Source organism: Prosthecobacter sp., assembly GCF_020439865.1.
Lineage (GTDB): Bacteria > Verrucomicrobiota > Verrucomicrobiia > Verrucomicrobiales > Verrucomicrobiaceae > Prosthecobacter.
The window spans coordinates 1-24,272 of the sequence record NZ_JAGRPF010000031.1; the positions used below are offsets into that span (position 1 = coordinate 1).

The 24,272-nt window shown below is 60.2% G+C and carries 19 protein-coding genes; 9 read left to right on the forward strand and 10 right to left on the reverse strand.

What is annotated here, in order from left to right; all coding sequences use genetic code 11:
• On the forward strand, nucleotides 1-255 hold a 255-nt coding region (locus KDL09_RS02815), incomplete at its 5' end, for an aquaporin (protein WP_294381085.1).
• On the forward strand, nucleotides 252-692 hold the full coding sequence (locus tag KDL09_RS02820) for an arsenate reductase ArsC (RefSeq protein ID WP_294381087.1): 441 nt from the start codon (nucleotides 252-254) through the stop codon (nucleotides 690-692). The genes KDL09_RS02815 and KDL09_RS02820, both read left to right, overlap by 4 nt.
• 2 nt (nucleotides 693-694) lie before the next feature.
• On the opposite strand, the gene KDL09_RS02825 is transcribed toward KDL09_RS02820, so the two are convergent.
• The 4 genes from KDL09_RS02825 to KDL09_RS02840 form a co-directional block, all read right to left on the reverse strand.
• Nucleotides 695-2,359 carry a sulfatase-like hydrolase/transferase gene (locus tag KDL09_RS02825; RefSeq protein ID WP_294381091.1) on the reverse strand — a complete coding sequence of 555 codons (1,665 nt, stop codon included), beginning with the start codon at nucleotides 2,357-2,359 and terminating at the stop codon, nucleotides 695-697.
• Nucleotides 2,360-2,412: 53 nt separating this feature from the next.
• A complete protein-coding gene (locus KDL09_RS02830) occupies nucleotides 2,413-2,709 on the reverse strand; it encodes a hypothetical protein (protein ID WP_294381092.1) in 297 nt (98 codons plus the stop codon).
• Nucleotides 2,710-2,749: 40 nt separating this feature from the next.
• Nucleotides 2,750-3,325: a hypothetical protein gene (locus tag KDL09_RS02835; RefSeq protein ID WP_294381094.1), complete on the reverse strand. Its 576-nt coding sequence runs from the start codon at nucleotides 3,323-3,325 to the stop codon at nucleotides 2,750-2,752.
• Between the two features lie 489 nt (nucleotides 3,326-3,814).
• A complete protein-coding gene (locus tag KDL09_RS02840) occupies nucleotides 3,815-4,129 on the reverse strand; it encodes a metalloregulator ArsR/SmtB family transcription factor (protein WP_294381096.1) in 315 nt (104 codons plus the stop codon).
• An 87-nt stretch (nucleotides 4,130-4,216) separates the two neighbouring features.
• Between KDL09_RS02840 and KDL09_RS02845 the strand changes: the two genes are divergently transcribed.
• Nucleotides 4,217-5,329, forward strand: coding sequence for a GTP-binding protein (locus KDL09_RS02845; protein ID WP_294381099.1), 1,113 nt, complete (start codon nucleotides 4,217-4,219; stop codon nucleotides 5,327-5,329).
• Between the two features lie 19 nt (nucleotides 5,330-5,348).
• Here KDL09_RS02845 and KDL09_RS02850 read toward each other — a convergent pair whose 3' ends face one another.
• A complete protein-coding gene (locus KDL09_RS02850) occupies nucleotides 5,349-6,266 on the reverse strand; it encodes a hypothetical protein (protein WP_294381101.1) in 918 nt (305 codons plus the stop codon).
• A 205-nt stretch (nucleotides 6,267-6,471) separates the two neighbouring features.
• Between KDL09_RS02850 and KDL09_RS02855 the strand changes: the two genes are divergently transcribed.
• The 3 genes from KDL09_RS02855 (at nucleotide 6,472) to KDL09_RS02865 (ending at nucleotide 8,762) form a co-directional block, all read left to right on the forward strand.
• A complete protein-coding gene (locus KDL09_RS02855; protein ID WP_294381103.1) occupies nucleotides 6,472-6,819 on the forward strand; it encodes a P-II family nitrogen regulator in 348 nt (115 codons plus the stop codon).
• 200 nt (nucleotides 6,820-7,019) lie between these two features.
• Entirely contained in the window at nucleotides 7,020-7,652 is a 633-nt protein-coding gene (locus KDL09_RS02860) for a DUF47 family protein (RefSeq protein ID WP_294381105.1), read from the forward strand.
• 18 nt (nucleotides 7,653-7,670) lie between these two features.
• Nucleotides 7,671-8,762 carry an inorganic phosphate transporter gene (locus tag KDL09_RS02865; protein WP_294381107.1) on the forward strand — a complete coding sequence of 364 codons (1,092 nt, stop codon included), beginning with the start codon at nucleotides 7,671-7,673 and terminating at the stop codon, nucleotides 8,760-8,762.
• Here KDL09_RS02865 and bioA read toward each other — a convergent pair.
• Nucleotides 8,743-10,017: an adenosylmethionine--8-amino-7-oxononanoate transaminase gene (gene bioA / locus KDL09_RS02870; protein ID WP_294381108.1), complete on the reverse strand. Its 1,275-nt coding sequence runs from the start codon at nucleotides 10,015-10,017 to the stop codon at nucleotides 8,743-8,745. The genes KDL09_RS02865 and bioA overlap by 20 nt on opposite strands.
• Before the next feature lie 101 nt (nucleotides 10,018-10,118).
• On the opposite strand from bioA, the gene KDL09_RS02875 reads away from it, so the two are divergent.
• The 3 genes from KDL09_RS02875 to KDL09_RS02885 all read left to right on the forward strand — a co-directional run bounded on the left by KDL09_RS02875 (nucleotide 10,119) and on the right by KDL09_RS02885 (nucleotide 18,074).
• Nucleotides 10,119-10,889 (forward strand): hypothetical protein, encoded by a 771-nt coding sequence (locus tag KDL09_RS02875; protein WP_294381110.1) that lies wholly within the window; start codon nucleotides 10,119-10,121, stop codon nucleotides 10,887-10,889.
• Between the two features lie 15 nt (nucleotides 10,890-10,904).
• Nucleotides 10,905-13,475, forward strand: coding sequence for a serine/threonine-protein kinase (locus KDL09_RS02880; protein ID WP_294381112.1), 2,571 nt, complete (start codon nucleotides 10,905-10,907; stop codon nucleotides 13,473-13,475).
• Between the two features lie 75 nt (nucleotides 13,476-13,550).
• The gene (locus KDL09_RS02885; protein WP_294381114.1) at nucleotides 13,551-18,074 is read left to right on the forward strand and encodes an autotransporter-associated beta strand repeat-containing protein; all 4,524 of its coding nucleotides are present in this window, start codon (nucleotides 13,551-13,553) and stop codon (nucleotides 18,072-18,074) included.
• A gap of 124 nt (nucleotides 18,075-18,198) precedes the next feature.
• Here KDL09_RS02885 and KDL09_RS02890 read toward each other — a convergent pair whose 3' ends face one another.
• The 4 genes from KDL09_RS02890 to KDL09_RS02905 form a co-directional block, all read right to left on the reverse strand.
• A complete protein-coding gene (locus KDL09_RS02890; RefSeq protein WP_294381115.1) occupies nucleotides 18,199-19,716 on the reverse strand; it encodes a sodium:solute symporter family protein in 1,518 nt (505 codons plus the stop codon).
• Entirely contained in the window at nucleotides 19,713-19,940 is a 228-nt protein-coding gene (locus KDL09_RS02895) for a hypothetical protein (RefSeq protein WP_294381117.1), read from the reverse strand. Before KDL09_RS02895 ends, KDL09_RS02890 begins: the two co-directional genes overlap by 4 nt.
• Before the next feature lie 64 nt (nucleotides 19,941-20,004).
• Nucleotides 20,005-23,232 (reverse strand): TlpA disulfide reductase family protein, encoded by a 3,228-nt coding sequence (locus tag KDL09_RS02900; RefSeq protein WP_294381119.1) that lies wholly within the window; start codon nucleotides 23,230-23,232, stop codon nucleotides 20,005-20,007.
• Nucleotides 23,222-24,271 carry a squalene--hopene cyclase gene (locus tag KDL09_RS02905; protein ID WP_294381121.1) on the reverse strand — a complete coding sequence of 350 codons (1,050 nt, stop codon included), beginning with the start codon at nucleotides 24,269-24,271 and terminating at the stop codon, nucleotides 23,222-23,224. The genes KDL09_RS02900 and KDL09_RS02905 overlap by 11 nt, the downstream gene beginning before the upstream one ends.
• Nucleotide 24,272: the final 1 nt, after the last annotated feature.

The following is a 24,272-nucleotide window of genomic DNA, read 5'->3' on the forward strand; positions in this document are numbered from 1 at the left end:
CTGACGATCCTGCGCATCTCGACGGGTGCGAAGGAGAAAGGGATCACAGCCGGCATCGCCATCGGTGGTGTGATCGCGCTTGAGGCCATGTTTGCCGGACCGATCTGCGGCGCATCGATGAATCCTGCCCGTTCGCTGGCCCCGGCGCTCGTCTCCGGTCATCTCGAACATCTTTGGATCTATCTCATCGCCACGGTGCTCGGCGCGCTTGTCGCCGTGCCTCTCGCGAAAGCTCTCGAACCGAAAGACTCATGAACAAACCCCTCGTCCTCATCCTCTGCACTGGCAATTCCTGCCGCTCACATCTTGCTGAAGGCCTGCTGCGCCATGTCGCGGGAGACATCCTCGAAGTCGCCAGCGCCGGATCGAAGCCTGCCGGCTACGTGCATCCGCTCGGCATCAAGGCGATGGCCGAGATCGGCATCGACATCTCCGCGCACACGAGCAAGCACATGAACGACTTCCTCGATCGCGGCGTGGAGACCGTCATCACCGTCTGCGGCAACGCCGACCAGGCCTGCCCGATGTATCCCGGCCAGCTCAACCGCCACCACTGGCCCTTCGACGATCCCGCCCACGCCACGGGCACCGACGAAGAAATCCTCAACGTCTTCCGCCGCGTGCGCGATGAGATCAAAGCCGTCTTCACCGCCTATGCGGATGGCCGGCGTGACGAGATGAAACGGAAGTAAGGCTACTTCCCGCTCTTCACATACTCCTCGCGACTCAGGGTGCCGTTGCCGTCCTTGTCGAATAAAGGGAAGCGTTTTGGGGCATCGTCCGGATCGGGCTGGTTGATGAGAAACTCTTCCATCGTCAGCTTGCCGTCCTTGTTCGTGTCGCGTTTGTCGAAGGCGACGTTGCGATCGACCTTCGGTTTTTTGGAGGCCTCTTTTTTCGGTTCGGGCTTGTTGCTGATCTGCGGTTTCGCTTCGGGATGTGTGGCGAGGAGTTTGCGCAGTTCGGCGACGACTTCGGGTTGTGAGGATGCGAGGTTCTTCGTCTCGGCGGGATCGGCTTCGTAGTCGTAGAGTTCGAGAATGGCCGAGTCCGCAGGGTCGCCGGGTTTTTTCCATTCGACGAGGCGATGACGCTGCGTGCGGATGGCACGGCCGATCAGACCTCCGCCGCGCGGATAGACGTGAATCGCATGATCGCGCACGCTGGAGCTCGGATCCTTCAAAACGGAGGCAAAGCTGCGGCCATCGCCCTGCTTTGGAGCAGGAAGACCGGTGAGTTCGGCGAGCGTGGGGTAGATGTCGCAGGATTCGATGAGTGCTTTCGTGCGCTGGCCGCCTGCGATGCCCGGTGCGGCGACGACGACCGGAATGCGCGCGGCCTGCTCGTAGTTCGTGTGTTTGCACCACATGCCATGGTCGCCGAGATGCCAGCCGTGGTCGCCCCAGAGCACGATGATCGTGTTTTCGGCGAAGCCGTTTGCGTCGAGCGCCTCGATCACACGGCCGAGCTGCGCGTCCATGTAGCTCGTGGCGGCGTGATAACCGTGAATGAGATGAATCGCCTGCTCCCTTGTCAGCGGACCTGTCTCCGGCATGTCCTTGTACTGCCGCAGTTCGCCCCATGTCGTTGGCGCGAACTCAGGTGCACCTTCGGGCGGTGATTGCAGTTCCGGCAGCTTGAAAACGGACGGATCGTAGAGATCCCAATACTTTTTCGGAGCCACGAAGGGCAGATGCGGCTTCAGAAAGCCCACGGCGAGGAAGAACGGCTCGTCTGGCTTCGCTTTGGCGGCTTCGAGGCGTTTGATCGCCTCGTCGGCGATCATGCCGTCGCCGTACTTGTTGTCGGGAACGTCCGCGGCCTCTGTGGGAGCGCCACGCGGCAGCTTCCAAGCTTCTTTTTTGTTCTCAAATAGCGCCTGCTCGCGTGTCGATTCGGGCGGATTGTTTTCCTTGAGCACGTAGCTGATCGTCTTCGGGCTGTAATGCGGCACGCTCCAGGAAGCTTCGTCGTTTACGTTGCCATGGCCGACGTGGAAGATCTTGCCGAGGCCTTCGACACGATAGCCGTTCATCTTGAAATGCTGCGGTAGTGTCACTGCATCCGGCGCACTCTTGCGGAAATTCGTGGCGAGATCGTAGATGCCCAGCGTTTGCGAACGCAGACCTGTCAGCAGCGCATTGCGTGACGGCGCGCACACGGCCTGGTTGCAGAACGCCTTTTCAAACAACACGCCGCGTTGTGCAAGGCGGTCGATGTTGGGTGATTTGACGATCGTGTCGCCGTAGCAGCCGAGCACCGGTTTTAAATCATCGACGCAGATGAAAAGGACGTTGGGTTTGGAGGCCGCGATGGCTGAGGAGCCGAGAATGAGGAGTGCGAAAGCAATGCGGTGCATGGGTAGTGGGGAACGCGGGTGCCTCATGCATCTTGCGCAGCCGTTGCCTGCGGTCAGTTTCTGCGACGAGTCCAGCGGCGGAACAGATCCGCGATTGCTCCGCAGATGAGCAAGAGGCCGAAGAGGCTGCTGAGCCCGGCGAATCCCAGCGTGAAGCGTGAGGCGATGTCGTAGGGCACCATGCGGGCGAGCCGCTGCATCGGTGTGGCGGAGAGAAGTTCCCGAGGCGGTCCTTCCGGTGCGGTTAGCACGGCCCAGGCAAGAAATGTTCCGAAGCCGACGAACCCGATGCCGAGCCAGAAAATCAGGGCGGTGCTGGCCTCATTGGACTTTTTGCGAGGAGCGCTCATGGCTGGAAACGGCAGTTCTGAAGGTGCCGAGCGATTCTGTTCACGTCGAACGGGCCGGATGTGTGGTGCTGATTGGGTCTGCATTCGCCCCCTCATACTGAAACTCTTCCAGGTTGAGCGAGAGCCCCGAAAGTGCGGTGTCTTGGTACTTGGAGCCAGGATATACGCTCACTATTTCGAACTGAATCCATGGCACATTGAGCGGCGATGGCAGGCGGATGGACTGTTCCCCTGTTTTGTCCTGCAATTCGACCACATGGGTGCCGCCGGGCCAGGTTAATCTCAGTTCCCGAACGCGGGCGTTCTCGTTGAACGACTTCGCGCTCTTTTGGTACCCGTTCCAGATGAGAATCTTCTGAAACTTCATCTTTTGACTGCCTCCTGCCTGCGAGATGCGGATGCGTTCCCCGATCCCATTTCCCTTCGCGCCCTCTACCCAGGCGGTTTCGGGGCCTTTGACGAGATTGCCGGGCCCATATGCGTTGGCCTGTTTGCTCTCGAGACGCGAACTTACTTCAATGGTCCATTCCGCAAGCTCGGTGGGCTCACACACATATTTTAGCGGGCCGTGATAACCGGGCTGGGGAGACTGCGCATTGGCCAGGCAGGCAGCCATTGCGAAGAGAAGGGCTAGGAATGAATTCGTCTTCATCGGGCTGTGCTGCAGGTGTGGGGAAAAACTTGCATGGGATCTTCAAGGGCTGGATGAGCGAATCCTTGCTGCGTAGAAAAGGGAACGCGGACATCGTCACGGCCGACAATCGCGTCTCCAGCAAGACTCGAACACGTGAGAGTCGAGATATTCATACTGTATACTACAGAACTCTGAGCCTGAACTCCAACCGGCTCTTGGGCACTGACGGTCGTTTCTTGTCCGTGTCAGGTTGGTCGCACATGAGGGTCCGTTTCCGGGCAGCGCTTGAATTCATCGATCTGTTCGTCCCTCACAAATGGCCCCTTGCTGACCGTTCACCGCGCTCTCAGTTCACCGACACGAACTGTGAGCACTTGGGGCAATGGCCCGAGGCCTCCTCTAACATGCGTTCGCGTCCAATTTCGATCAAAGTGGTGAACTCGCATTTGCGATGAAGATCTTGTGCTCACGTTACTCCGGCAGCTTGTCGAAATGGAACTGGCAGCAGCCGAGATCGAGCGTTTTGGAGTTGTTGGAGAGCTTTTGGCGAAATGTTGCCGCGAGGTCGTAGATGCGTTGCTGGCCCTGCTTTTCGACTTCGAGCAGACCGGCCTCTTTGAGGACGCGGAGGTGCTTGGAGACGTTGTAGGGTGTGACGCTGAGTGTTTCGCACAGCTCGGTCACCGGCTTCGCTCCGGCGATGAGCTGGCGCACGAGGCGCAGCCGGGTCGGCTCGCCCAAGGCGCGCATGGCGCTGAGGCAGTCGAATGTTGTGCGTCCGGGCATGCCGACGGAATACAGCGCGGAGGATTTTTGTGCAAGAAAGGCGATTGGCGCTTGTTTATTTGCCAGATCTGGCAAATACAAAACTGAATGTCCCAACGCGCACGCTACATTATGATCGGCGGCTTCCTCGGAGCCGGCAAAACCACCACTGTTGGCCGGTTGGCGCGGCATTTGACCGATCAGGGGCTGAAGGTGGGCCTCATCACGAATGATCAGGCGGGCGGGCTGGTGGACACGAAGTTGCTGCGCGGCCAGGGCTACGCGACGGAGGAAATCGCGGGCGGCTGCTTCTGCTGCCGCTTCAACACGCTCGTGGATGCCGCGAGCAAGCTTACGAACGCCTCGAAGCCGGATGTCTTCATCGCCGAGCCGGTGGGAAGCTGCACGGACCTTGTCGCCACGGTGACGTACCCGCTGCGTCGCATGTATGGCGACGCCTTCACGATCGCGCCGCTGAGTGTGCTGGTGGATCCGATTCGGGCGCGACGTGTATTCGGTCTCGACGATGGCGGCACCTTTTCGACCAAAGTGGCCTACATTTTCAAGAAGCAGCTGGAGGAGGCTGACATCATCGTCATCAGCAAAAGCGATCTCATCGACGATGCGCAGCGCGAGGAACTGCAGGCTGTTTTGACGAAGGAGTTTCCGCTCGCGAAGGTCGTCTCAGCTTCGCCGCGACAGGAAACGGGCCTCGAAGAACTCTTCGGCAGTCTCATGACCGATGAACAGGCGCGACGAAACCCAATGGCGGTCGATTACGAAGTCTATGCCGATGGCGAGGCGCTGCTCGGCTGGCTGAATGCGACGGTGACGCTGAAGTCCGATGACGAATTCGAAGCAAACGAGTTCCTCAAAAAGCTCGCCACGAATGTGCAGGGCCGTTTGCAGCTCGCCGGTGTCGAGATCGCCCACTTCAAGATGACCTTCAGCCCCGATGACGGCATCGCGGGTGAACTCGCGAGCATCAATCTCGTGCGCAGCGACTACGTGGCTGAGCTCGGCATGGAACTCGACGAGCCGACCACCGGCGGCCAGTTGATCGTGAATTTGCGTGCCGAGGCCGATCCGGCCTCGCTCATGGAAGCCGTGAAAGCCGGCCTCGATCAAACCGCCGCTCAGTTTTTTGGACTCCACGCAACGCTTGACCACGAAGAGCACTTTCGTCCCGGCAAGCCGACGCCGACACATCGGGATGAGTGACAAAGACGGCTTTTGGAGGTCAAGGGGCGGCGGTTGGCTTCATGGAAATGAGCCGGGTTGTAACCTGCTGGCGCACGGGCATGGGCTTGCCTTCAACCTTGAGCTGAATGGTGGCGGAAAAGACTGCGAGTGAGATGGTTTTGCGCTCGAGGTCGAAGAAGACGTGTCCATTGACCTTCGAGTCGTCCCCCAGAGTGACGGGGCGGCTTGTGTCGAGCTCACGGCCGGTGCTGTCCTTGTCGGGCTTGGATTTCATGGTTCCATCAAAGGCGATCTGGGCCTGGCGACGGCCTTCGCGATCGACGATGCCGTCGAACTTGGCGTTGAGCTTTACTTGGACGGTCCCGGCCTGGGGGAAGACGACGACTTCGTCCGAGATCCACTTGTCCCCTGGGTGCACGGGGATTTTCGGCAGTCCCATTTCGAGGGAGCGTCGATAGAGGGCGGCGAGCTGGCGGGCGGTGGCGATGGAGGACAGATCTGGTTCTGCGCCGCCCGAGACCATGGATTCGGTGTTTTTGGCGTCGAGGTAATTGCCCTTTTGGTCATAGACAAGAGTGAAGCTTTTGCCCGCCGACCCACCGAGAGTCTGTTGAAGATGAGGATGGGAGGAGCCCGGGTTCTTCGAATCGAAGACGTAGCTTTTGCCCTCAAAGGTCATTTCACCGAGGAGAGATTCGATCAGCACCCGGGCCTCAGTCTGGCCTGTGGGCTTGGCTTCCACCTTGATGGAGGTGGTCTGATGCAGGCGCAGCTTCTGGTCGCTGGTTTTGCCGAGCGCCGTCAGGAAATTCGTTGTGTCGGTGTCGGATTCCTGAACATAAGTGTGACCCGGTTCCCAATGAAGTTTCAACTCCACCGCGTTTTCATCTTGGGCCACAGCCGTAGATGTAAGGGAAAGGAGGAGGGGAGCCAGAAGAGCGGCGGGACGGAGCATGGGCCGAGGTAATCGAAAGCACATCGGTTTGCAATGCAGTCTCCATGAGACAAACACAGTTTTTGGCTGATCAGGGAATTCACGGCAGAAGTTGGCACGCTTCCGGCTTTACCACTCCATTGCAAAAGGTTGGGCCAGGAAAATCATCTTCCCGCGGTTCTGATCGTTGCAATTTGTGAAACCACACTTCTAATTGCTGTTAACCATGAAAAAAGTCGAAGCGATCATCAAACCGTTCAAACTGGAGGACGTTAAAGAAGCCCTTTCCGAAGTCGGAGTCGAAGGCATGACCGTCGTGGAGGTCAAAGGATTTGGCCGCCAAAAAGGCCATACCGAGATCTACCGTGGCAGTGAATACACCGTCGATTTCCTCCCGAAGGTGAAGATTGAAGTCGTCGTGGACGACAGTCGTGCCGACACCGTGGTTGACGCCATTGTGAAGGCGGCCAACACAGGCAAGATCGGAGATGGCAAAGTCTTCGTCAGCGCCGTGCTGGACGCAATCCGCATCCGCACCGGCGAGCGTGGCGCGGACGCCGTCGCCAGCAGCTAGTTTTTTGCGCTTTTGAGCGCAGCATTTCAAGCCAACACCCATCAGCGTGTCTTTCGCTGATGGGTGTTTTTGTTTTTTGTCCCGATCCATCCTTTGAGTGAATGCTACCAATTCGTCACATTGGCGGCGTCCGGTTGTCTTGACAGCCCCTGCCGCCCTCGCTCTTACTGGCGGGCCCGTCACACAGGCGGACTCCCTCCATGATCTCCTTTCAAAAGCTCTTTGGCAAAACCGATGTGTTCTTCGACCTGCTGGAGGCGAGTTCCTCCCAGGCACGGCAGAGTGTTCAGGCCCTGAGCCAGCTGCTGTCGCAGCCAGTCGGTTCTTCCCCAGGACTCGAGGCCTTCTCCGCCACGCGTCGAGAAGATAAGAAGATCACCCAGCAGATCGACGAGGCGCTGTGCCGCACGTTCGTCACGGAACTGGAGCGGGAGGACATCGAAGCGCTGGCGAATGCCCTCTACAAGATCCCCAAAACCGTCGAAAAGATCGCGGAGCGTGTCGCCATCTGCCCTCAGAGGCTCGAAAAAATCGACTTCTCCCGTCATATCAAGCTGATGGACACCGCTGCCGAAGTCGTCGTCACGATGATTGTGGAGTTGCGCAAGAAACTGCATCTGGAGCGGGTGAAGAGCCTCAATGAAAAGATCCAGCAGGTGGAGGGGGAGGCTGACAAGCTCATTCTCGATTGTCTGCGCGAGCTTTACTCCAACGAGAAGGACGGTGTGCAGGTCGTGATCCTCAAAGACCTCTACGACCTGATGGAAAAGGTCGTGGACCGCTGCCGGGACGCTGGAAACGTAGTCGCCAGTATCGTGCTGAAAAACTCCTAGAGCGGGGCGGAAGACATCATGACCTCCGCGCTCATCCTGCTCCTCGTGGTTTTGCTCGTGGTTTATACCTTCGAGTACATCAACGGCTTTCACGACACGGCCAACGCCATTGCCACCGTCGTATCCACCAAGGTGCTGACGCCCAGGCAGGCGCTTCTGCTCGCAGCTTCGACCAATCTGGTCGGAGCCTTCTGCGGCACGGCCGTGGCCAAGACGATTGGCAGTGGCATGGTGGACACCAATTTCGTTTCCACTCTCACCATTTTTTGCGCGATGCTGGGCGGCATCATTTGGAATCTTCTCACGTGGTGGTTCGGCATGCCCAGCAGCTCCACTCACGCACTCGTTGGCGGTCTTTGCGGCGCCACGATTGCTTCAGCCGGTGGAAAATGGGACGTGCTCATCTGGTCCAAGGAAAAGATCGACGCCAAAACCGGTGCGGTGGTGGGTATGGACGGCCTGCTTCACAAGGTGATCATTCCGATGATCTCCTCTCCCATCATCGGCATCATTGCCGGCTGGCTGTTCATGGGGTTCCTGTTCTGGCTGATCCGCAACTGGCGCCCCCGCACCATCAACTCGGTGTTCTCGAAGCTTCAACTCGCAAGCGCCGGTTACATGGGTTTCGGCCACGGTCTGGCGGACGCGCAGAAAACGATGGGCGTCATCGCTCTGACACTCTTTACCGCCACCGAGGCCGGCGTGTTTGAGCATGTTCCGGCGTGGATGAGTTTCCTTGTCACCCCCACCAAGGACGTGGTGCCCTGGGTCAAGGTGAGCTGTGCCCTCGTCATGGCGGCTGGCACTTGGGCGGGTGGCTGGCGCATCATCAAGACGCTGGGGCACAAGATGGTGAAAATGAAACCCGTCCATGGGTTTGCCGCTGAAACCACAGCCGCGTCCATTTTGGTCGCCACCGGGGCGATGGGCATGCCGGTTTCCACCACGCACATCATCACGACCTCGATCATGGGCGTCGGCGCCGCAAAACGTTGGAATTCGGTCCGCTGGTCGCTCGTGGAACGCATTGTTTGGGCATGGATCATGACCATTCCGGCAACGGCGTTGCTGGGTTACGTGTTTTATCGGATCATCTCAGCCCTGCAGTAACTGCCGATCCGCCGCAGACGTCGTTCAAGGCGGCCTTTAGCGCCGTCACCATTCGGTCGATTTCGTCCGGCGTGACGCAAAGGGGTGGCATGAGAACGATCGTGTTTCCAATGGGGCGTGTGAGAAGGCCGTGTTCTCGTGCGGCCAGACAAACCTTGGCCCCTGTGCTTAGATCGGGGGAATCCACCGTGATCGCAGCGATCATACCGCACTGACGGAACCCCGGCAGATCGCTCATGCGATCGCGCAATCTCACGATTTTCGCCGGGAGCTGTTCGAGCACACGTTCTTCGCGAAACACACGAAGACTCGCCAGTGCGGCGGCGCATCCGAGCTGGCTTCCTGCGTAGCTGTGACCGTAGAAAAACGTGCGCCCTTCGCTTGGATCACCGAGGAAGCCCCCGAACACCCGTTCCGTCGTCAACGTGGCCGCAAACGGCAGATAGCCGCCGGTGATCCCCTTCGCGAGGCAGAGAAAATCGGGAACGACGCCTTCGTGTTCGCAGGCGAACATCTTTCCCGTTCGGCCAAAGCCGGTCATCACTTCGTCGAGGATCAAAAACACGTCCTGCTCTTCGCACCATGCATTCAGCGTCTTCAGCATGTCCTGCGGCCACAAGCGCATGCCGGCGGCGCCTTGAATCAACGGCTCAATGATCACCGCTGCGATGCGGTTTCGCTCCTCCGCTGCCAGCGCGTTCAATTCATCGAGATTTGTGACCGTGAGGACGCGGTAGCCAAAATCATTGCCGCTGCCTTTGAAGAGCGGAATGCCGCCAAGACTCGCCGCGCCGAGCGTGTCGCCGTGATACGCACGATCAAAGGCGATCAGCGTGTCAAGCTGCGGTCGGCCGTTCTGCTTCCAGAACTGCAAGGCCATGCGCACGGCGGACTCGATGGCCGTGGAACCGTTGTCGGTAAAAAACGCCCGAGTGATTTTGTCGCCCGGGACCAGGTCAACGAGTTCCTTCGCCAGCCGGATCGCCGGTTCGTGGGTGAAGCCGAGAAACGAGGTATGTGCGACTTTGCCGAGCTGCTCGGTGATTGCCGCGTTGATCGTCGGATGGCAGTGACCGTGGATGTTCGTCCAGATCGAGGCGTTGCCGTCGAGGTACTCCCGGCCGAACTGATCCTTCAGCACGCAACCATAGCCCTCCACCAGCATCAGTGGCTGGTGATCTGGCGCACACCAAGGCTGCATCGGTGTGAAGGGATGCCAGAGATGGGTTTTGTCGATTTGGACGAGGTCGGTCACAGAGTGCGGATGTAGTGAAAGCGGTCTGCTTCTTGCGTGTTATTTACAAAATGCACGTTTAGTCTGCTTCGTTCGCGATTATTTTTCAGGCTTCCCGATCCATGGAACAAGTCTTCCCGAGTCTTGCTCATCACCGGCCTTCGGCCGCGCAACCTGCTGTCAACAGCGGGTTGTTTCCAGTCACGATGTGGTCGATGATTCAGGCGGCGAAGGAAGAGGATGAGGCGCTACATGGACTGGAACGGCTGGCCAGGGCCTACTGGCGCCCGCTTTATGTCTTCGCGCGTCAGCGTGGCATGGACCACGATGCGGCAGCGGATGCGGTTCAAGGTTTTTTTGAGCACCTGCTTTCTCACGAGATGCTGAGAAACGTGCAGCGTGGCGAAGTGCGGTTCCGCAGTTTCCTCCTGCGTTGTTTCACGAACTGGCTCGCCAACGAGCACAAAAAATCCCGTGCCGCGAAACGTGGCGGCGAGGCGCCCGCGCTGCCGATTGATGAAATGGATTCCCGGATCGAAGAACCCGCCCTGGTCGGGGGGAAATCGCCCGACTGGGCCTACGATCACCGCTGGGCGCGCGCGATGGTGGACGGCGCCCTGCAGCGGCTGGAGGCGGAAATAGCCCAACGTGAGCGCAGCGAGTTTCTATTGGAATTGCGGCAGCGGACCTTTGCCACAGATGCGGCGGGACCGGATTGGGAGGCGCTCGCACACCGCTTTGGTATGACACATGGAGCCGTGCGGAAAGCGGCGACGGATCTGCGGCGACGGTTTGGCATGCTGCTGCGCGAGGAGGTTCGGAGCGTTGTCTCCAGTGACGACGAGGTCGATGACGAACTGCGTTACATGGTGGGTCTGCTTTCGGCGGCATGAGATTTCCCAACGTCCATGAACGTCGTTCCTCAAGAACCGCAAGCCTGTCCTGTCTGCTCCGCCAGACTGGAGGCCGACGGCATCTGCCTGGCGTGCCTGCTCAATGAGGGACTGGAGGCGGAGCAGGAATCGCAGTCGGCAGGTGCTGCGGCACCGGCGCGTGTCCTGAGCCTGCCGTGTGAGTTTGCCGGTTACCGGCTGGTGCGAGAGATCGCCAGCGGCGGCATGGGCATCGTTTACGAAGCTGAAGATGTGAAGCTGCGGCGCGTGGTGGCGCTGAAGGTCATTCGCAACGCGATTTTCGCCACACGTGATGAAGCCGGCCGCTTCAAGGCGGAGACGCAGGCCATCGCGCAGTTGGATCATCCGGACATCGTGCCGATCTACGAGAGCGGCGAGGAGGGAGGGATGCCGTACTACACGATGCGGCTGGCGGAGGGCGGGTCGCTGGCGGAGCGGATCAAGAAGCGTGGTGTGATGCCGGACCGTGAGGCGGCGACGTTGATGAGCCGGATCGCACGTGCGGTGCAGCATGCGCATGATCACGGCGTGCTGCATCGCGACTTGAAGCCTGCGAACATTTTGCTGGATGTGTCGGGCAGGCCGATGCTCTCGGACTTTGGGCTGGCGAAGGTGCTGGATGCGGAGTTTCAGCTGACGCGCAGCAACGCGTACGTGGGGACACCGCATTACATGAGTCCGGAGCAGGCGGCAGGGAAGTCGAAGGAAGTGACGACGGCGAGTGATGTGTGGGCGCTGGGGGTGATGCTGTATCAGATGCTGACAGACAAGCTGCCGTTCCAAGGCGGTAGCGCGGTGGAGGTGATGAGGCGCATCACGCAGGAAGAGCCGGAGATCAGTTCGTCTGGAAAAGTGACTCAGCGTTCCGGTCCCAAGACAGACACTGTGAAGCCGGAAGCCGTGGCGGCAGCGTCGCTTCAGCGGGTGCACCCGGATTTGGCGACGCTGATTTTGCGCTGCTTGGAGAAGCAGCCGGCACGACGTCTGTCGAGCGCGGGCTTCCTCACCGAGGAGTTGGACCGCTTTTTGGAGGGAGTGCCGATCCAGTCCCGATCCGTGGGATCATTCGAGCGGCTTTGGAAGCTCGCCTCGAGGAACAAAGCCGCTGCGTTTGCCGTTCTGGGCACATCACTGTCTCTGATGGTGGGCACGGTGGTATCGGTATGGCAGATGCTGAACGCGAAGGCGGCTGAAGCGATTGCACTCAGGGAGAAGATGGAGGCGAACACGGTTTCTCAAATCATCCTGGCCACGGTCAAGGACCTGGATGAACGACGCACGGGCAGTGACATCGACCCCGAGCAGATGAAACAGGAGATGCTCAGGCGCATCACGGAGTTCAAAGGCGATCCGGTGCGCAAAGCGCAGATGCTGGCCGAGACCGCCATCATGTTTCCCCACGCCCAGTGCCTGGAGAACTACCGGCAGGCGCTGGCCTTGGTGGAGCCGGTGCTGGGACCGGACGACCCGATGGTGTGGGACATGCGCTACTGTGTAGCCGGACAGCGGGCGGTCATGGAGAACCAGTCCGACGAATCACTGAGCGAACTGCGCACCGTCCTCGCATGGCAGCTCGAACATTTGGGTCCCACGCATCGCCAGACCCTGTTCACACAGTTCACTGTGGGGAAGAATCTCAACCTCCGGGGGGAGGCGAAGGATGCAGAGCCCCTGCTGGCCGCCGTTTGTCATGAGACAGAGGGCAATGCGTCATATCCTCTCGCGCACCAGGCTCTTTGCCGGCTCGAACACGAGAAGGCGGTCTTTCTCGCTGGAAAACACGAGGCGGCGCTCGAGCTCGGCCGGGTCAACAACCGCAAAGTCCTGGAGGCGCTCGGAGACCGGCATGTGATGACTGCGCGCACCTTTGGCCGACATGCATCTCATTGTCGCGAGGCCGGACTGCTGGACGAGGCGGTGGAGACTGGTCGCAAGGCCCTGGACATTTACTGGAACTCCGTCGGTCCCGATAACATGTATGCTCGGGAATGCCTGGCCACCCTCTCGGCGACACTGTCTGATAAAGACGACAAACAAGCCCGGCTCGCGTTGGTGGAGGAGGCGGTGAAGGTTTGTGACCTTCGGCTCGGCCCGTCTCATTCCTTCACGCTCTACCGCGTCGAATGCTGTCAGTTTGTGCAGAGCGAGATGAAGCATTACACCGACGCGGTGTCGCTCGGAGAAGGGTGGATCTCCCGCATCCGTGGGCCGGATGACCGTCTGCCCTCCGCCGCAAATGGTGTTCTACGTGAACTCTCCTACGCTTTGCGGATGCTCCAGCAGTATTCGCGTGCGGAGACGGTCCTGCGCGAACTCATCCCGCTGATGGAACAGCACGAACCGGATGATCTGCAGCGGTACGCGGACATCTCCAACCTCGGAGCGGTATTGCTGCGCCAACAACGTCCGTCCGAGGCCGTCCCCCATCTCAAGCAAGCCATCGATGCCTTCGAAAAGAAAGGCGCGGAGCAGCCCCAGCTCACCGCCAGAGCGCTTCCCCTGGCAAAAAAACGGCTGCAACAAGCCGAACAGGCGCTGGAAACCGAGGCGGCAGCAGGGCGGTAAAAGTTTTTTTCAGAACCGGGGTAACACGCGGAACAGGAAGTTGTGGATGCCGGATGCACGACCTCGTGCATACCCATGAAAACACTAACATCCCACATTCGAAAGACGCGGCGCAAGCCGACCTTCCTCAACCGGCTGCCTCACGCAGCGCTCACGGCGATTCTGTCGCTCAATCTGGCACTGCCCGCCTGGGCGGTGGATCCCACGGCTGGCACCGTCCTGGACGGCAGCTTCGTTCTCGATGGTGCCGGCGGCATCATCGACGGCAGCAGCGCCAATGGTTACTTCCTCCACACGGGAGACATGACGATCAGCAACGTCACGTTGCAAAACTTCAACACTGTGGGCGGCAGTGGCAGTGGGGGTGGTGCGGGTTTTGGAGGTGCGCTGTTCATTAACAACGGGACGAATGTCGAGCTGAACAATGTCAGCTTCCTCTCCAACAACGCTGTCGGCGGCCAGGGCGGCGTCGGAACTCTTGGTGGAACCCTCAACAATCTGTTCACCCCGACAAGCAACGGTTCCAATGGAGCCAACGGTAGTGATGCGCCAAGCACGGCAGCCTATGTGAACGGCGGCAACGGCGGCAACGGTTTCAATGGCGCCTTCGGTGGCAATGCCACCGCCGGATTTGGCGGCAACGGTGGGAATGGCGGCAATGGATCAGGCGGCTCGGCGGTGACGGCGGATACGGTCAAACAGGGGCTGGAAATGTCCTACCAGGCGCTCACCATCACGTCCGAGACGACCGAGTCGGTTATCTTCAACACCATTGCGGGTGTGTTTGACAGCCTCATCGCAGCGGCTGGTTCAGGAGCCAATGCAGGCGGCCCAACGACTGCCAATCTGGTGCCTGGGTTCACGACCCTGGCAGCCCAGTTCCACGCCGAGGCAACTAAGGCTACCGGATCGGTCACTTCTGAGATCGCCAAGCAGACCTATGAAGCCGCCTACTTTACGGCGCTCACGGTGACAGGCCTGGTGGATGGTGCCGCAGGAAACGGCGGCGGTGGTGCCAATGGCGGCAGTGGCGGACGAGGCAGCGAATTCTTCGGCGGCGGTGCCGGTGGCAATGGCGGCAACGGCGGCGATGCCTACGTGGGCGATCCTTCCACCGCGCAGGGTGGTGGCGGTGGTGGCGGCGGCGCGGGGGGAACCGGTGGTTTTGGCGGTGGCGGCGGTGTCGGCGGCAACGGCGGCAATGGCGGTGATTCTGCGGCAGGAGAAGATGGTGCCGATGGCGGAAGCGGTTCGGGCGGCAATGGCGGTTTCGGCGGTGGCGCCGGTGCCAGTGGCATCGACAACCTCACACCCACGGCAGGCGGCATCGGGGGCAATGGCTACGGCGGTGCCATCTTTGTCCGCACTGGAGGCACGCTCACCATCACCGGAAACGCCTTGTTTGATGGCAACGGCGTGCGTGGCGGTGACGGACAAGTAGCGGATGACAGCACCGACGCCGGAATGAGCGGCATCGGCGTTGGAACTGACCTTTTCATGATGAAGGGTTCCACGGTCATCCTGGACGCTGACAAGTACAGCATTGGCAATGTCATCACCTTCAATGGCGATGCTTACGGCACCTCCATCGCAGACGACAGTGCCGCATCCATCATTCCTTCCGGAGGTGTTTCGCCCATCACGTCCGGTTCAGGAGCGATCATCATCATTCGCAGCGGCCTGATCCAGTTCAACGGGGCCAACCTCTACTCAGGCCAGACGAAAATCGAAGGTGGCACTCTTCAGGCACAGGACGGCGAAGGCATCTACTGGGACAGCAACATCAACCTGGCCGGAACAGCCGCATCGAACGGCGTGCTCATGATGAACGGCAGTTTCACCCGCTACGTGGGTGCTCAGAGCAATCGTGTGCAATGGGGCGGCAGCGGCGGCTTTGCCGCGGCGGGAGGAGATCTCAATGTCCGTCTCAGCAACGGTCAGACAATGTTCTGGGGCAGCGGCAGCTTCGTGCCGAATGGCAACGCTCTGATCTTTGGTTCCACCTACGCCACAGACAAGGTCAAATTCGCGAACAACATCAACCTCAATGGCGCCGACCGCACCATCCTGGTGAAAGCGAATGACGCCGACTCTGAAAACAACATCGATGCGAATGTTGACTGGGCCGTCATGAACGGTGTCATCTCCAACGGCTCCCTCACGATCAATGACGCCAATCACAATGGCAAGCTGGTGCTCGCAGGCGCGAACACCTACACCGGCAGCACCACGATCAACGCAGGCACGCTGGAAATCACCGGCAGTGTGAAGAGCAGCCTCATCGACATCACCGCAGGCGCCACCTTGGACAGCCCGAACGGCGGTCTCGACGTCACCACGGCAGTCAATAACGACGGCACGCTCAATCTGGGCTCTGTCAACGACACCATCGCCTCTCTGACGAACACCGGTACCATCAACGGCACCGGCACGCTCACCGCGACGACCTACAACCTCAATGACGGCTCCGTGCTCAATGCGAACCTCGGCGACGGCACATTGAACGTGGACGGCACCGTCATCCTGAACAACACCGTCGGCGCCTCGATCGTGAATGTGCTCGCAACGGGTATTCTGAACCTCACTGCATCGGAACTCATCCTCGACACCGCCACGGTCACTGTGGATGGCACGCTCAATCTCGATTACATCAATGGCATTGAAACCTTCCAGACCCTTCTGGGATCCGGAACGGTGCGCACCAACGGCAATCAGTTCGTCGTCGCCGACGGTGGCAATTTCGCCGGCATCCTCGATGCACCAAATTCGGATCTTACCGCAGGGAGTGGTTCGCTCACGCTCAATGGCGGCACGACCAACGCCTTGTCCACCACGGTGGAAAACACTCTGACGATCTCCAACGGCGGTGTGTTGAACAGCCCCACCATCAGTCTTGCCAACGGCGGCGTGCTGGATCTCAGCGGCGGCGGCACGATCAACTTCACCACGCTGACGAGTCTCGGCAGCCCGGGCGGCACGATCAACATCGGCAGCAATGACTTCATCATCCCTTTTGGTTCCACCATCTCCGGTTTCATCACCTTCATCGGCACCGGCAATGTGATCAACAATGGCACCATCTCGCCGGGGTTTTCTCCTGGTATCCTGGTGGTTCCCGCCGGTCTGATTCAGGGCCCTGGTGCCGTGACCAAGGTTGAGCTGGCCGGGCTTGGTGGCGTGGCAGGCACTGACTTCGACCAGATTCAGGTGCCCACGACGCTCGCTGCCAACGGCACGCTCAACGTGGCGCACTTTGGCGGTTTCACAGCCGCTCAGGGCAACTCGTTTCAGGTTCTGTCCGACGGCCTTGGCGCACCCGTTACCGTAGGCGCGATTGCCGGAGCTTTCACCACGGTCACCTTTGACAACGATGGCTTCGCCCCTCCTGGCGGACCCAATGTGGCCGATACACCCACGGCGGCTTTTGTTCTCGACCTGGATACGGGGCTGCTGACAACCACAGGCCTGAACAATCCCACCGACACCTACGCGGATCTCGGTGCGAACGCGAACCAGAGTGCGGCTGCGGCGTCCATCTTCAATGCAGCGACGGCAGGCATCGGACCGAACCAGATTCGCAGCCTCACCACCACCGCAGGCTTGCTGGCCCTTCAGATCACGGATGCGACCGGCAATGCATCCAGCGACCTCGCCAAATATGTGCCTGACTATTACGGCGCAATCTCCGACTACGCCTACATGGGCAATCAGGTGCTGGTGCGTACCATTCAGGATCGTGTCTCGGCGATGAGCTATGTTCCCGCAGAGATCGGTGAGGATCGTGTGAGCGAAGTGCCTGAGACCATGTCCTTGTACTTTGGCTACACCTACGCCAACATGAACACGGCGGACGACGCCACGGCGAGCCGCAACGACTACTATGCAGGCGTCAACCTGCTCGCGTCGGAAGACTATGTCGTCGGTCTCGCCGGCAGCATGAGCGAAGGCAGCATCAGCGCTGCGCTTGGCAATGCCCAGTCAGACGGTTGGGGTGGCATGGTCTATGGCCGCTACACGCTGGCAGACAGCTTCACCTTCTTCGGCAGCTTTGGCTTCAACCAGCAGAACTTCGACATGCGCCGCCAGACGGTGAACGGCACGGTCACGGGTTCCACTGATGCCACCAGCTACGTCGGATTCCTTGGAGTTCAGTACAAAGGCTGGCGAGCTGGCGGTGTGTCCATCGCACCACGTCTGTCCTTCACTTACTCTGACACCAGTGTTGCAGGTTTCAGCGAGACCGGCGCCATCGACGCGCTCAACGTCGGCGGCTACAGCAACAAACGCTTCATTGCCGAAGCGGGCGTGTCAGCGCTGTGGAGCACTGATCTCGCGGGTCGTCCGTTCAACCTGGAACTGGCTCTCTCAGTGCAGCAGGCGCTGCAGAACAGTAAGAGCCAGATGGCGGTGAACATCGCCAGCGTTCCCACGGCCAGCTATCCGGTGAACTTCGCCAGCAATGGCGACACCCAGGCGGTCACCCGACTGAACGCCAGCTACGCCATCGCGAAAGCCGTCACGGCCTACGCAGGCTATGAGGGCCACTTCGGCAACCAGACCGCGCATTACGTCAAAGCCGGTTTCCGCATCAATTTCTAAGCAGCCGATCACTTCTCCGTCGTCGGCTGAGATGAGCCGCCAAACATCGAAACGACGACGGAGAATGCCTCAGGCAGCTTGAAACCAACGCAGGCGCGATCTTTTCATGGGGGTCGCGCCTGCTCTATGCTTTTGACCGTGCATTGGCGATCCACGAACCCACTACGCCGATCACGATGTTCAACAGCAGCGCATACAGGCCGGGATGGAAGCCGGAGTTTTTCAGCATCGTCAGGAAGCCATCTCCCTTGGCCGGCACCCAAAAGAACGACAGCGCAAAGATCAGCCCGATCAGCATGCCTGCAAACACCGGCCCGGCACGCATGCCTTTCCAGTGAATCGCGATCATGAAGGCCGGCGCGAGCTGCAGCAGCATGTCGAACTTCATTTCCAGGAGTTCCACCAGCGTCAGTTTCGTTCCCGAGTTGTTCAGCCACACCGCCAGTGCGGCGAGGGCAATCATGAACACGGTGGAGATCCACTTTCCGAATCGTGTGAGCGTCGCCTGTCCGGCGTTTGGCCGGATAAAACCTGCATACAAATCCTTCGTCACCATGCTGGAGATGGACAGCAGCGAGGAGTCCGCGGTGGACATGATCGCACCGAGCACGGCGGCAAAGATGAGCACCACGACTCCATAGCCCAGCGCACTTTGCTCCTGAATGTGGCGAAGCATCACACCGAGCACCGCATCGCTGCCTGCGCCTTTCAATTCACCGGCCAAATGTGCCGCAGCCGTCACCCCGGCCAGCACCGCAATGAGCGCGGTGCCCAGCGGCATGAATGCCATGAGCGCGAGGCTTTTGCGCAAAGTCTTCGCCGACTTCGCCGCGTAGATGCGCTGGATTGCCTGCGGATAAAGCGCCGCGCCCACGCCGAGCAGGAAGATGTAGCTGATCCAGCTTCGCACTTCAGGTGCCTTCGGCGGCAGCACCTTTTCGGGCGCGATCTTCAGCAGCGTGCGCGTCGTCTGTTCCATCGAGCCGTATTCTTTGAAGATCAGCACGAGCAGCACGGCAAATCCGAGCGCGAGGACGCCGCCCTGAATCACATCCGTCCACGCCACGGCGCGGAAGCCGCCCATCGTCTCATACACGAGCATGATGCCCGCCAGCACCACCACGCCCCAGACGAAGGCGATCTCGGGTGGCAGCGTCGTGAGTCCTTCCACCACTCGTCCCATCGCGGTGAGCTGGGCGAGGAAGAAGTTCGAAAGCGCCGCCACCATGATCAGCGTGGCCAGCAGGTTCAGACCACGATGATTGAAGCGATGGCTCAGGTAGTCGGTCGGCGTGACAAACGCATGCTGCTTGGCCAGCTTGAAGAGCTTCGGCGCAAACAGCAGATACGTCACCACGATCGCCGTCATGAAGTGCACGCAGGTCAGCCACGCGAAGCCGATGCGGTAGGCCTTGCCTGAGAATCCGAGGATCGTGTTGCCGCTGTACTGCGTGGCGAACAGCGTCAGCAGCAGGACGAAAAAGCCCACGCCCTGGCCGCCAATGAAATGATCCCGCAGCGTGTTCTCCTGCCGCGCTCGCATGCCGAGCCAGCCGATCCAGATCATCGACAGCAAGTACAGACCGATGAACACCAGCGCGCCCGGCCCGAAGGGAATCGCATCCGTCGCCGCCGCGATCATGCTTCATCCTCCCCGTCGTCATCCGTTGGCCAGCGCTTCACAAACAGCCACGCCGTGAAGCACGAGATGCCGAACGATCCCACGATCGACACCACCGCCCACAGCGGAAATCCCAGCCACATCCGCGCATCCTCCGCCGGCCAGTACCATGGCACCGCGATGCCAAACAGCACTGCATACACGGCCCAGATCCGCCAGGAGAGATAAGAATGCTCGCGCGTCATCAGTGCCGCGATTCATGACGGCGGCAGGGTCGTTTGTCGAGAACGAAGGCCGGCAGGACAGTCCTTATTCCTCCAACAGCTTCCTCACCACCTCTGCGATCTGTTTGGCACCATCAGGCTCGTAGCCCGTCTTTACATAGACGACCTTGCCGTCAGGGCCGATGACGATGACGTAGGGGACGCCATCAACGGCGAACTGCTGGCTGACGCGTTGATTGGCATCAAAGGCGACTTCAAGTTTCCATCCACGGGTTTCGAGAAAGGTTGTCACCACCTCTTTGGACTCAGCCTGGTTGACGCCGATGAAACGCACCTTGTTCGGATCAAAGGCCGACATCTGTGAAATCATGTCGGGCAGCGCCTTGATGCACGGCCCGCACCACGTGGCCCAGAAGTCGAGGACGATGACCTTGCCTTTCTCCTTGGGGAAATCGAATTCGCCACCGCCGAGGAGCGGCAGCTTGAAGGGAGGCGCGTCCTGATCGAGCAGAGGTGAACTCTGGCCGCCGGTTTCGGGCAGCACGGGTTCTGGCGCGAATGTCAGCTTCCAGTCATGCAGGGCCAGCATGGCGGCGTTCTCCGGCGGTGTGGTGCTGCGGATCACATGAATCTGCGGCAGCGGCACGCGGCAGTCACCCAGCAGAGGGCTATGGCCGAACACCGCATCCTCGGCGAAGCGCTGCACCTTCAGACCAAGACGGCCGCCGTTGTTCAGCAGCAGCCAGTGGGTGATGACGGACGGCTCGTCCTTGCGGTCCTGGGCTTCGAACGCTGCGCTGACGGCGTCCGCCGGTTTGATGAGCCACACCGCGGCTTTTACACGATCGCGCGGCACCTGGACCGTCTCCAAACCGGAACGGATGGCAAAGTGCTCCGCCGTGGCGGCTTCGATCACGCCGCGCAGCAAGTCGCCGTTTGCTGCGAGCAGCGCATGCCGCGGCGGATCTTCCTTGCGGAAACGCGGCACAGTGAGCGCGTGCTCTTTAGCCCGTGCATCTACGACAGGCACGGCCACGCGGCCCGGGGCGATACGTGCGCTGAAGGCATTGATCCTCACGTCGCGCTCGCCATTGCCCCACAGGCTGAAGGGTTCGATGATGATGCCGCTGCCGGAGCGCATCTTCGGGGTGAGCGTGATTTTGCGCGCAGACACGCCATTGAAGAAGACTTCGATCGTGTTCTCCGCGATGGCGATGCGCACGGGCATGGGACCGCTTGAGCGCAGGCGGAACTGGCGGTCCATCTGGTCGCCGCTGGATTCGAGGCCAAAGCACACTTCGCTGCCCATGTGGCCGAACAGCAGGTTCGTGCTCGGCGCCGTGGGATTGACGCCATCGCAGTACAAACGTATGCGCAGCGCCGTGAATCCATTGCTCAGCAGGGTGAAGTTGATTTCATTCACCTGCATGAAGGACGGATGTCCCCACGAACCGCCGGGTTCGAAATCGAGTTCGGCCTTGCCGTTACGCTTCACCTGAGCGGCTGTGCCACGAACGCGTTGCCAGCCCGGATCCTCGAAGCCGTTGAGATTCAGAGAGGCGCCGCCAAATTGAATAGCCTCGAGTTTTTCAGCCGGCAGGTGTTTCACCGAGGCCACGTCGGAATCCAGATCCACCTGCTTCGCATCAATGGCTCGCAGCCTGCCGGGGACGACATCGCCGCCCTGCAGGTAAAACAAGGCCTCGCTGCGAAGTCCTGCCGGCTGTGCCGATGCAGCGCGGGTGATCTCCAGTTCGCCGGCGGTGATGAGCGCGACAGGTTTCAATGCGCCGACCGGCTGCCAGCGCGGCTGCGCCTCCCCGCCCGCATCGAGCGTGCCGTGCAGCACGCTCTTGCCAAGGGCGAGCGTGTCGAGGGATTCAAGATCGGTCTCTCTGTCGTCCTTCCCAAAACCGTTGAACTCCAGATGGTGCAGCGTGTTGATCTTGAAGGTCACGGGCGCTTCAGAAAAAGTCGTCGCAAACGTGGCCGTTTCATTGCGCACCTGCAGCAGGATGCCGTTCACCCATTCACCGTCTGTGAACCACATGTCCGTGTTTGGCAGCGCCGTCTGGAAAAATGGCGAGGGTTTCGCGCTCATTTCCACCGCCAGCACCTTGCTCCACGGCAGACTGTTCTCCTGCCCATCCTGTTTCCGCACGGTCAAAGTGGTGGCATCAGCACGCACGGCGCTTGCCTTGAGATAGGGGCCGTCGGTCAGCTCCACTCGCGGACGTACGTCGGTGATGTCGGTGGGCAGGGCGCCGTTCCATTCACGAATCCGCAGGGCTTCGAGGGTGAGGTCAGGGCCTTTGTTCAAGAGCGTCAGGCCGGTGGGCGTGCGCGGCGCACTCTTTTCGGAACTGCGTGCCTGTGCCTCGGCGATGGCCTCCATTTTTGCCTGTGCCACTCCCTGCACCACTCCCAAAAGGGCGCCGAACAAACCGCCGCCACCGGCTCCTGCTGCGGGCTTTTTCTCAGCAGCTTTTTTTTCCGTCGGCTTCTGCTCCACCGGGGGCTTGGTTGTTTCCGCCAGCTTTCGACCGTCCGCGCCATAGATCGCACAATGGCCGGTCTCGCGGTTCCAAAACAGGCTCAGTGTGATGCGCCGCGCATCGTCGCTGAGTTTCTGCACGCTTTCGAAAAGATGTCCCTGCAGCACGACGTCATCCACCCAGGTTTCGACGATCATGCGTTCCTGATCCGATGCTTTGAGTTCGATCTTGAACTCGGGTCGCACGCTTGAGCTCAGCGTGAACTGCATCTCCACCTTGGCGGGCGCTTCCACCGGAAGATTCACACTGCGATTCCAGCCCACCTGCTGCAAAGCCGCACCAGGCACCATGCGCCACAGCTTTGCGTTGTTTGGTGTAGCCCCATTGTTTTCAGGGGCGATTTCGATCCATCCGCTGGTGCCGGACAGCGACGGCAGCGGCATGCCGTCAGCTTTCAGTCGCTGCACGTTCACCACCGCATCACGCAGAATGCGGATGCTGCCAAAGCGCGCAGACTTCACACTCAGCGTCTTCGCGTCGAGCCCGGTGATCGTTCCGTAAAGCCGGCTGCCATCGGCGAGGCTGATGCTGAAGGGCTCCTTGGTTTTGTCGTCTGTTTTGAACCGGTTCACCCGCTTCAACACATCGAGGCTCACCTCCACATCTTCGCTGAACATCGGCGTGCGCCAGATCACATGATCTTTTTCCGCGCCGACGAAGTGTCCACCCAGCCACTCGCCATTTTGCCAGTGAAGCTCGGAAGCGGAACAGGCGCCGCATCCGATCAGCAGAGCTGTGATGAGGTGCCTAGCGTTCATAGATCGGCAGGAAGCGATAGTTCAGTGCCAGGGCCAGCAACGACATGCCTGTTTCATACGCGCCGGTGCCAAAGCCGCCGTCCGCAGCCTGGGTTTCGCTCAGCACTCGTGCGGTGGCGGCGTTCCACTTCTGCCACGAGGCGTAGTCGCCCTGGAACAGCGCCTGCGCCATGTAGTAGCGGAAGTACTCCTTGTAGTTCCCCTCGCTGTGCTCCAGGCGGTCGGTGATGTGCTTCAGCGTGGCCTTGAACTCGTCGGAGTCTTTGTGTTTCGAAACAGCGGCCACCAGTGTCGCAATCGCGCTGCGGTTCATCGATTCTCCAAAACCGCCGAATCCGCCGGCGTAGGCCACGCTTCCGTCCCTGCCCGTGCTGCGGCGCATGTATTCGAGCGCGGCATCGATGACTTCATCCGAGACCTCCATGCCTGCGTTGCGTGCTGCGAGCAGCCCCATGAGCACGGCTCCCGTCACCGAGGTGTCGGCGTCAGTGGAGTTGGGCATGTAGCGCCAGCCTCCCCAGCGATTCGCCTTCTGCGAAGTGCCCGCGCAGCGGATCGCGAGATCAAGCGCCTGTCCAATCGTGCGCACCGGCTTGGCGCCTTCCCAAAGCAGCGATTCATCCACGGTGCCGTAGGCTTCGGAGAGTGAGAGCGTGGCAAAGCCATGATGGTACATGCTGTTCGGCAGATAACCGGTGCTCGCATCCTGGCTGCGGATGATCGCGCGCAGCGCCCGGCGGATGTTGAGTGCGTAACGGCCAAAATTCGGATCCTCGCCGCTCGCGAGAAAGGCCATGAGACAGATGCCGTCCACGCCGGCGCCATCCTGACCGCCCTGCCAGCCGCCTGCGTCGGTCTGCTTGGACGCCAGCCACGAGAGTCCGCGCTCGTAAACGGTTTCCACCTCCTGCGGGATCGCGCCGCCAAAACGCAATGCCGGATCTTGGGCGCGTAGAGCGAAGGGCGAAGGGCAAAGCGCCGCGCACAAGCCAAAGATCGCGATGAGGCCGGTTCGCCGCGCTCCATGCTCGCTTTGCATC